We start from the raw sequence: 9,052 nt of genomic DNA on the forward strand, positions 1-9,052 counted from the left end.
AAATTAAAGGAGTAAAAATGCAAATCGAAGCATTTGGCGTTTTAGTCGTAGTTCTGGTTATCTTTGCGTTCTTGTTTTTAAAGGCTGGTATCAAGATCGTCTCACAAGCTGATAATCTACTCATTGAGCGACTTGGCAAATTTCACAAAGTGCTTGATGGCGGATTTCACATAATCATCCCATTTGTCGATCAAATAAGAGCGATAATCACCGTAAAAGAGCAGCTTGTAGACATCACAAAACAGCAAGTCATCACAAAAGATAACGTTAATATAAGCGTCGATGGTATCGTCTTTTTAAAGGTTTTTGATGCAAAAATGGCGGTTTATAATGTCGATAACTACAAGCGTGCCATTGCAAATTTAGCCATGACTACGCTTCGTGGCGAGATCGGCGCGATGAATCTTGACGATACACTAAGCTCTCGTGACCGCCTAAATGCCGCACTTCAAGTGGCTCTTGGCGACGCTGCTGGCAACTGGGGCGTAAAGATCATGCGCGTAGAAATTTCTGAAATTTCTGTCCCACTTGGCATCGAAGAGGCGATGAATATGCAGATGAAAGCCGAGCGTGAAAAACGCGCGATCGAGCTAAAAGCCTTGGCTGAAAAAGAGGCGTTAATCCGCAATGCAGAGGCGCTAAAACAAGAAAAAGTGCTTCAAGCAGAGGCAATCGAGCGTATGGCTGATGCAAAAAAATACGAGCAAATCGCCATAGCAACGGCTCAAAAAGAGGCTATGGATATGATAAATGATAGTATGAGCAAAAACGCAAATGCAGCAGAATTTTTGCTCGCTCGCGATAGAGTCGGGGCATTTAGCGAGCTAGCTAAAAATAGCTCAAAAGATAAAATTTTAGTCCCTTATGAGGCGACTGAGCTTATTGGTTCACTTAGCGTTTTGAAAAATTTCCTAGCTAAGGATAAGGCGTGATCAGCCCTTTTATAATGATAGCAATCGGTGTGGTTTTGTGCATCACCGAGTTTATCTTTTTCTCGTTTTATTTGCTATTTTTTGGCATAGCTTTTATCGTAGTTGGAGCTATAAATTTTGGTTTTAGTTTTGCTTGGAGCTATCAAATTTTAATTACAGCAGCGATTGCGATCGTGCTCCTTGTGCTTTTAAAAGCGCCGTTGAAGAGTAAATTTATGTCCAGAAAAGAGAGCTTTAACGAGGAATTTTTAGACGAAGCTGGAGTTGGCGAGATCAGAGAAAATATGGTCTATTTCAAAGGCACACTTTGGAAATATGATAGAAATTTAGCTAACGGAGAGAAAGTGACGGTTCTTGGCACCAAAGGTGACAAGGTGATATTAAAATAAAAGTGCCATTTGGCACTTTTATTAATGTTTATGCATCATTTGGTGGTCATGTGCATGGCCACCATTTTGCATGTCGCCGTGGTGTTCGCAACTTTCCTTATCTTTTGTCGCCATGTTTTGGTGGTGAGGGCAGCCACATTCTGCGTGTCCAGCTTCGTTTGGCTTTGGCTCATTTTTGGCACAACCAACTAAAAATAGTCCGCAAATAACGGCAAATACTATCTTTTTCATAACTTGCTCCTTTAAAGAATTTTTAACATTTTAGCCTTTAAAAATTAATTTTTCATAACGCCTGATTTATCATATTTAAAAGCATTTTTGGCTAAACTCTCGCCCAAAAATAAGCAAAATAAAAGGTTAAATTTGAAAAGACTTAGTGTAAATGAAGCCATCGATCTTATAGAAAATGCACCGCTTTACGAGCTTGGCAAGATGGCGCTAGCTAGAAAAAAGGAACTTCATCCAGATAATATAACGACCTTCATCGTAGATCGCAACATCAACTATACAAATGTCTGCTGGGTGGATTGTAAATTTTGCGCATTTTATCGCCACGCAAAAGAAGAAGACGCTTATGTGCTAAGTTTTGAGGAGATCGGCAAGAAGATCGAGGAGCTTATCGCCATTGGCGGTACTCAAATTTTATTTCAAGGCGGCGTTCATCCAAAGCTAAAGATCGAGTGGTACGAGGAGCTTGTAAGCTACATCTGCAATCACTATCCAAGCATCACGATACATGGTTTTTCTGCCGTTGAGATCGACTACATCGCAAGAGTTTCAAAAATTTCTACCAAAGAGGTCTTAAGGCGCCTAAACGAAAAGGGCTTATACTCGATGCCAGGGGCTGGAGCGGAGATTTTAAGTGACAGGGTGCGTGACATCATCGCCCCAAAAAAATGCGACACCGCAGACTGGCTTCGCATACACAAAGAGGCGCACGAGCTTGGTATAAAAACGACTGCGACGATGATGTTTGGCACGGTTGAGAGCACTCGTGAGATCGTGGAGCACTGGGAGCATATCAGAAATTTACAAGATGAAACGGCTGGATTTAGGGCATTTATACTTTGGAGCTTTCAAGGGCTAAATACAAAGCTTATGCAAGAATTTCCAGAGATAAAAAAGCAAAGCTCAAACGTCTATCTAAGGCTTCTTGCAGTCTCAAGGCTCTTTTTGGATAACTTTAAAAATATCCAAAGCAGCTGGGTCACGCAGGGTAGCTACGTAGGTCAGCTAGCGCTTCTTTTTGGCGCAAACGACCTTGGCAGCACGATGATGGAAGAAAACGTCGTAAAGGCAGCAGGTGCTAGCTTTAGGATGAATCAAGAGCAGATGATCGAGCTTATAAAAGATGTCGGAGAAATACCAGCTAAGCGCAACACAAACTACGATATTTTGGAGAAATTTTAGATGAAAATTTTAGATATCAATGTAAAAAATGTAAAAATCCCAGTCGTTTTTGAAAGCTCAAAAGCTATGCCAGTAGTGAGCCTAAAACTAGTTTTCAAAGCAGCTGGTAGCTCGCAAAATGGCAAGCTTGCAGGCCTTGCAAGGCTAAGTGCAAATTTACTAAACGAGGGCGATATGAAGCTAGGCTCGGCTAAATTTGCTAAAGAGCTTGAAGTAAGGGCGATCAGCCTAAATGCAAGCTGCGGCTTTGAGACATTTTGCATCGATCTAAACTGCCTAAAAGAGCACTTTGCCTTTGCGTGCGGCAAGCTAAAAGAGCTTATAAGCGCTCCAAATTTAACTGATGAAATTCTAAATAGGTGCAAAACCGTCACACTTGGCGAGATCGCAGCAAATGAAAACGACTTTGACTACGTGGCAAGGCAGGGGCTTTTTGAGCTTTTATACCCAAAAAGCGTGCTTGCTCAGCCAAGTATCGGCACTAAAAAGAGCATAAAAGCGATCACGCTTGAAGATGTAAGAAAATTTTTAAACGAGCATTTAGACCTTTCAAATTTACTTTGCGTGCTAGGTGGCGACATCGACGAGAAGCAGACAAAAGAGCTTGCTAGCGTTTTAGAGATCCTAAAACCTGGCAAGGTGCGAAAGTTAGAGCACTTTAGTCCAAGCGACAAGTGCGAAAGCAGCGAGATCATCAGGCAAAGCGAGCAGGCCTACATCTACTTTGGCGCGCCATTTAACGTGAGAGCTGAGGAGAAATACAAGGCCACAGTGGCGACATTTATCCTGGGCGAGGGTGGCTTTGGCTCGAGGCTCATGGAGGAGATACGTGTAAAAAGAGGGCTTGCATACAGCGCCTACGCTAGAAATTTGCTAAATCTCTCTTACAGCCAGCTTTACGGCTACATGCAGACAAAAAATGAGAAAAAAGATGAGGCTATCGCCGTTATAAAAGAGGAAATTTTAAAATTTAGTAAAAAAGGCGTTAGCAAGGCCGAACTTGAGCAGGCAAAGAAATTTTTACTTGGTTCGTTGCCACTTAGACTAGAGACGCTATTTAAACGCCTTGACATCGCACAAGGCGAGTTTTATGAGCATGGCGAGCTTGGGGCATTTTTAAAGGACCTTGATAAAATTTCAGCCCTTTCGCTAAGTGAGCTAAATAGCTTCATAAAAGCCCACGCAGAGATCAATCAGCTAAGTTTTTGCGTCTTAAAAAATGAAATTTGAAGCAAGCGACAGAGCAAAACTTCTAAAAATAGGCGTGCTTAGCCTACTTGACCTTGCTCTCGTGCTACCAAAGGGCTTTGAGGATACGACGATCGCTAAGAGCCCAAGAGAGGGGCAAGTCTGCATAAATGTAAAGATCACCTCACTCGCCTCGCGTCCTGGCATGCTAACTGCACTTGCCTTTTGCGAGCAGTGGCAAAGTAGCGTAAAGATCGTCATTTTTAACGCAAAGTCTTGGCACTACGGCGCTTTTAAGACGGGCAAAGAGATGGCGATATATGGGATTTGCTCCTACGCCTTTGGCTCATGGCAGATCGTAAATCCAAAAATTACCACAAAAATAGGCCAGATCGTGCCTAAATTTAAGACCGAGCTAAAAGATGAGGAGCTAAAAAAACTCATCTTAAAATATCTAAATTTGCAAAATTTACTGGCCGAAGGTTTAAACGAAAAAGAGGCCAAATTTCTAGCCGATCTGCAAAGGCTAGACGAGCAAAGCGTGCAAATTTTATACCGCCTAAAAAACGATGGCGAGGGTTTAGAAATTTTAAAATTTGTAGAAATTTTTAACTACATAAAAAAACTAAGTGCTAAAAAGACCTACTTTAAAAGCCCAAAAATCAAGCTTTTTGATATAAGCTCTTGGCTTAAGAGCTTGCCATTTACGCCGACAAATGATCAGATAAACGCCATAAATGACATCAGAGACGACCTTAGCGCTGTGCAGGCAAAAAGGCGCGTCATAATGGGCGATGTGGGAAGTGGCAAGACTCTTGTGATCCTAGCAGCTTCTCTTAGCGTCTATCCGCAAAGTGCCATTTTGATGGCGCCAACAAGTATCTTAAGCGAGCAAATTTACAATGAAGCAAAAAGGCTATTGCCGCCATTTATGAATGTGATGCTAGTTCAAAGTGGAGAGAAAAAGATAGACTTTGGCGGGGCAAATTTGATTATTGGCACGCATGCGCTTCTCTTTCACGAGCTACCAAACTCACCGCTAGTCATGGTCGATGAGCAGCACCGCTTTGGCTCAAACCAGCGCAAAAAGATAGAGGAGCTGGCCTCAAACGAGGACGAGCGAGCAAATTTCGTTCAGTTTTCAGCTACACCTATACCTAGGACGCTAAGTTTGATCCAATCATCGATCGTAAATTTTAGCTTTTTAAAGCAGATGCCGTTTAAAAAAAATATAACGAGCCAAATTTTAGGCGCTAGTGAGTTTGGCTTTTTGCTAGCTCACATCAAAAAGCAGCTAGAAAACGGCTTTCAAGTAGCCATCATCTATCCGCTAGTTGAGAGCAGTGAGAGCTCAAACTACCAAAGTCTAAGCGAGGCACAGGGCTTTTGGCTAAAGAATTTCAAAAATGTCTTCGTCACACACGGCAAAGACAAAGAGAAAGAGGAAATTTTAAGGCGATTTAGAGAAGAGGGCGAAATTTTGCTTTCAACCACTGTTGTTGAGGTTGGGATTTCGCTACCAAGGCTAAATACGATAGTGATCGTGGGCGCTGAGAGGCTAGGGCTTGCCACGCTTCATCAGCTGCGAGGTAGAGTAGGGCGAAACGGTGGCGATGGATACTGCTTTTTGTTTACTAAACTAAAAGAGACGCCTGCTAGGTTAAAGGAGTTTTGCGCGACAAATGACGGCTTTAAGGTGGCTGAGCTTGATCTGAAAAACCGCCAAAGCGGTGATATACTAAACGGCTTTGTTCAGCATGGAGCGACATTTAACTTCTACGACTACGAGGATGATATCACACAGGCTGCAAAGGCTAGAGTGGCGGCGCTTGCTAAAAATAACGCCTAGTTGCTTTAAATTTTTGATTTAATTTTGTTAGCTTTAAATTTTTAGTGGAGTAAAATTTAATAAAATTATTTTCCTACTCTACGTTCTTTGCATATATTCTCGCATGGCATACCGTCATGATCGCGGTCAAAGCCACTGCGTCCACACTCTTTTAGATAGTGATATGCTTCTTCACAACTCTTCATCTCTTTGCAGTAGCGTTTAGAGCAATCAAATTTATCAGCCGCATTTGCTATCAATGCAAAAAATAAAATCAAAACTAACTTTTTCATTTTTACTCCAAAGGCAGTATGTGTGAAATAGCAAAAATGCAAAAGTGCTTTCAAAAGAATTTATCCTTTTGAAAGCAGATAAATTTAAAGAGGATATGTTAGGCAACACTCTCTTTGCACTTTGTCGATGTAGCTCACGTTTAGATCGAGTCCATAAAGTTTACTTAAATTTTCACTTTTAATAATCTCGCTGACTGAGCCAAACTCAACATTTCCATCACCTTTTACAAGCGCTACATATCCGCCAAGAAGCACAGCAAAGTCAGGGTTGTGAGTAGTTAGCACAACCGAGTAGCCAAGCTCTTTTAGCCACTTGACAGTGCGTAGGAATTTGTACTGGTTGCCAAAATCAAGTGCGCTCGTTGGCTCGTCAAATATAATCATCTTTGGCTGCGCAGCCATCGCACGTGCGATCATACACATCTGCTTTTGACCGCCACTCATCTGCGTGATAAATCTTTCTTCAAGATACTCGATCTCAAGCTTTTTAGTATAAATTTTAGCTATCTCCTTGTTCTCTTTGCTAGGTCTTGCAAAGATACCAAGATGTGCTGCACGCCCCATCGTTATAAACTCAAGCCCTGTGTAGTCATACTCTGTGATCTCGCTTTGAGCGACGTAGGCCATTATCTTTGCTCGGTCTTTATTGCTTAGACTCTCTACATTTTTACCATCGAGAAAAATTTCTCCAGACACTGGCTTTAGTGAGCCACTTATGAGGCCAAGAGTTGTTGATTTGCCGGCTCCGTTTCGCCCAAGTATGGTTAAAATTTCACCCGCACCTATCTTTAAATTTACATTTTCTAGTTTGCCAGCTCCATTTGGGTAGCTAAAGTTTAAATTTCTAACTTCAAGCATCATGCAACCTTTTTATTTCGCCACAAGACCCAGACGAAAAATACCGTGCCGATAAAGCCAGTAAGTACGCCAAGAGGCACTTCGCTTACGCTTATGCTACGAGCCAAGGTGTCCACAAAGAGCAAAAATATCGCACCCATAAATATGCTTGCTGGCATACTTTTTATGTTGTTTGCGCCAACTAGCATGCGTGCTAGGTGTGGCATGAGGAGCCCCACCCAAGCGACTATTCCGCTTATGCAGACGCTACACGCTGTAAGGAGCGTAGCGCATATGATAACGATAGCGCGTTCAAAAGCTACATTTACGCCAAGTCTAGCCGCACTCTCGTCGCCAAGCGAGAGTAAATTTATACGCCAGCTCATGGCGATTAGTAAAATGGCGCAGATGATCATAACTGGGGCTATAAATTTTAAATTCTCGCTATCAAGCTTTGCTAGGCTTCCAAGCTGCCAGTAGACGATGTCAGGTAGCTTTGTTTCGGGATCAGCGACATATTTTAAAAAGCCGATTATTGAGCCCATGAGGCCACTTACGATGATACCAGAAAGAACCAACATAAGCGTGCTGGTGCGCCCCATCATCTTTGGTATGGCTAGAGTGATAGCAACGGCTGCTAGGCCAAAGCCAAATGCAAAAGCCTGCACCCAAAATAGTGATAGATCAAAGATGATCGCAGTTGCAGCTCCCACGCAAGCACCAGCCGAGACGCCAAGAAGATCAGGGCTTACTAGCTGGTTTTTAAAGACGCCTTGATAGGCAGCACCACTCACGCTAAGAGCAGCTCCAACAAGGATGGCTGCGATGATACGTGGGATGCGTAAATTTTCTATCACATTTGTGATGTTGCTAGCTGCACCCTCGCCATAGCCAAAGCTGTGAGCTAGCACGCTAAAGACGTCGTTAAAAGGTATGTAAAACCTACCAACGCCCAGTGCGACAAAGGCGCAAAGAAGCGTTAGTAGAGCTAAAAAGATAACAACTATTGAAAAATTTGCGTTTTTCATATCTTACTTGCTGCTACCGTCTGGATTTAGACCTTTTAATATATAGCCATACTCTGTGTCGGTAAGATCGTGATTTAAGAACTCTTTATAAAACTCTTTTGTTTTTACTTTCATATCGACATCTTTAAATAGATCTGGTTGGATAGTCTTTGCTGCCCATAAAATTTGAAGTACGTTTTCAGCGCCATATCTATCCCAGCTAAATACACCTTTTGGGTTGCCATAAATTTTGCCGTTTTTAACAGCGTTTGAGCCAGAGAATGCAGGGTGCTCTTTTATCTTTTTGATCTGTGCGTCTGTGTCATTGCCGCCAACGATGATGATATCAGGATTTGCATTGATGATCTCTTCAGCGCTAACTTCGATCATTGAGCCCTCAGTATTGATAGCATTTACACCGCCACCTAGCTTGATCCAAGTGTTTTGGATAGTGTTTGTACCATCAATTTTTAGCAAATTCGCTCCGCCAAGAAGGTGAAGTACTTTTGGACGTTTAGCGTCAGGGATGTTTTTTGTTCTTGCTGTTACAAACTCAGAGTTATCGTGGATTTTATTAGCAAGCTTTTCAGCTTTTTTCCTAGCGTCATCAGTGCCTATAACTTCTGCTGTTGCGTAGATGCTTTTCTCCATATCTGGATAGTCTCTAAAGATCAAATTTACAGCACTAAAGCCGTTTTTGGTAAGTTCATCTTGGTAGTTTTTGTTAAAAACTATGATAACATCAGGAGCAAGTTTAACAAGCTCTTCGATCTGAAGGTCTTTGCCGTTTAGTGCAGCTGGCAAATTTTTAAGTTTTGGATAGACGTGCTCAAACCACTTGTTGGTTTTGATCAGATCAGTTGTGGCTACAACCTTATCCATACCGCCAAGTGCTAGGATGATCTCGTTGTTTGCATTCCATAATGCAGCGATCTTCTCAACCTTCTCAGGCACGCTTACTTTGACGCCTTTCATATCTGTGATGCTTCTAGCAGACTCAGCTGCGCTTAGGCTAAGAGCCATAAATAGTGAAGCAACAAGGCTAAATTTAGCTACTTTATGCATAAAATTTGTTTGCATATTTTTTCCTTTATTTTTGAAGTATAAACATGTATGTTAATAATATTTATATTAATTCTATGTAAATTTTGCATATACATTATGAAGA

10 protein-coding genes are annotated in these 9,052 nt (G+C 41.9%); 5 read left to right on the forward strand and 5 right to left on the reverse strand.

What is annotated here, in order from left to right:
• Nucleotides 1-17 precede the first annotated feature (17 nt).
• The gene (locus FZ949_RS02850) at nt 18-932 is read left to right on the forward strand and encodes an SPFH domain-containing protein (RefSeq protein WP_054196349.1); all 915 of its coding nucleotides are present in this window, start codon (nt 18-20) and stop codon (nt 930-932) included.
• A complete protein-coding gene (locus tag FZ949_RS02855; RefSeq protein WP_148790107.1) occupies nt 929-1,321 on the forward strand; it encodes an NfeD family protein in 393 nt (130 codons plus the stop codon). Before FZ949_RS02850 ends, FZ949_RS02855 begins: the two co-directional genes overlap by 4 nt.
• 21 nt (nt 1,322-1,342) lie before the next feature.
• On the opposite strand, the gene FZ949_RS02860 is transcribed toward FZ949_RS02855, so the two are convergent.
• Nucleotides 1,343-1,552 carry a hypothetical protein gene (locus FZ949_RS02860; RefSeq protein ID WP_148790108.1) on the reverse strand — a complete coding sequence of 70 codons (210 nt, stop codon included), beginning with the start codon at nt 1,550-1,552 and terminating at the stop codon, nt 1,343-1,345.
• Between the two features lie 132 nt (nt 1,553-1,684).
• Here FZ949_RS02860 and FZ949_RS02865 point away from each other — a divergent pair, with 132 nt between their 5' ends.
• From FZ949_RS02865 to recG, 3 genes are read left to right on the forward strand one after another with little or no spacing between them, the layout of a single operon-like run.
• Nucleotides 1,685-2,731: a dehypoxanthine futalosine cyclase gene (locus tag FZ949_RS02865; protein ID WP_148790109.1), complete on the forward strand. Its 1,047-nt coding sequence runs from the start codon at nt 1,685-1,687 to the stop codon at nt 2,729-2,731.
• Complete coding sequence (locus FZ949_RS02870) at nt 2,732-3,961, forward strand: M16 family metallopeptidase (protein WP_148790110.1); 1,230 nt, start codon at nt 2,732-2,734, stop codon at nt 3,959-3,961.
• Complete coding sequence (gene recG / locus FZ949_RS02875; RefSeq protein WP_148790111.1) at nt 3,951-5,768, forward strand: ATP-dependent DNA helicase RecG; 1,818 nt, start codon at nt 3,951-3,953, stop codon at nt 5,766-5,768. Before FZ949_RS02870 ends, recG begins: the two co-directional genes overlap by 11 nt.
• Nucleotides 5,769-5,833: 65 nt before the next feature.
• On the opposite strand, the gene FZ949_RS02880 is transcribed toward recG, so the two are convergent.
• The 4 genes from FZ949_RS02880 to FZ949_RS02895 all read right to left on the reverse strand — a co-directional run bounded on the left by FZ949_RS02880 (nt 5,834) and on the right by FZ949_RS02895 (nt 8,964).
• A complete protein-coding gene (locus tag FZ949_RS02880) occupies nt 5,834-6,040 on the reverse strand; it encodes an excalibur calcium-binding domain-containing protein (protein WP_107686734.1) in 207 nt (68 codons plus the stop codon).
• Between the two features lie 84 nt (nt 6,041-6,124).
• Nucleotides 6,125-6,898: an ABC transporter ATP-binding protein gene (locus FZ949_RS02885; RefSeq protein WP_148790112.1), complete on the reverse strand. Its 774-nt coding sequence runs from the start codon at nt 6,896-6,898 to the stop codon at nt 6,125-6,127.
• Nucleotides 6,898-7,905 (reverse strand): FecCD family ABC transporter permease, encoded by a 1,008-nt coding sequence (locus FZ949_RS02890; RefSeq protein WP_148790113.1) that lies wholly within the window; start codon nt 7,903-7,905, stop codon nt 6,898-6,900. The genes FZ949_RS02885 and FZ949_RS02890 overlap by 1 nt, the downstream gene beginning before the upstream one ends.
• A 3-nt stretch (nt 7,906-7,908) precedes the next feature.
• Nucleotides 7,909-8,964 (reverse strand): ABC transporter substrate-binding protein, encoded by a 1,056-nt coding sequence (locus FZ949_RS02895; RefSeq protein WP_148790114.1) that lies wholly within the window; start codon nt 8,962-8,964, stop codon nt 7,909-7,911.
• Between the last annotated feature and the right edge of the window lie 88 nt (nt 8,965-9,052).

Origin of the sequence: Campylobacter concisus (assembly GCF_902460545.1) — a bacterium.
Taxonomy (GTDB): Bacteria; Campylobacterota; Campylobacteria; order Campylobacterales; family Campylobacteraceae; genus Campylobacter_A; species Campylobacter_A concisus_AE.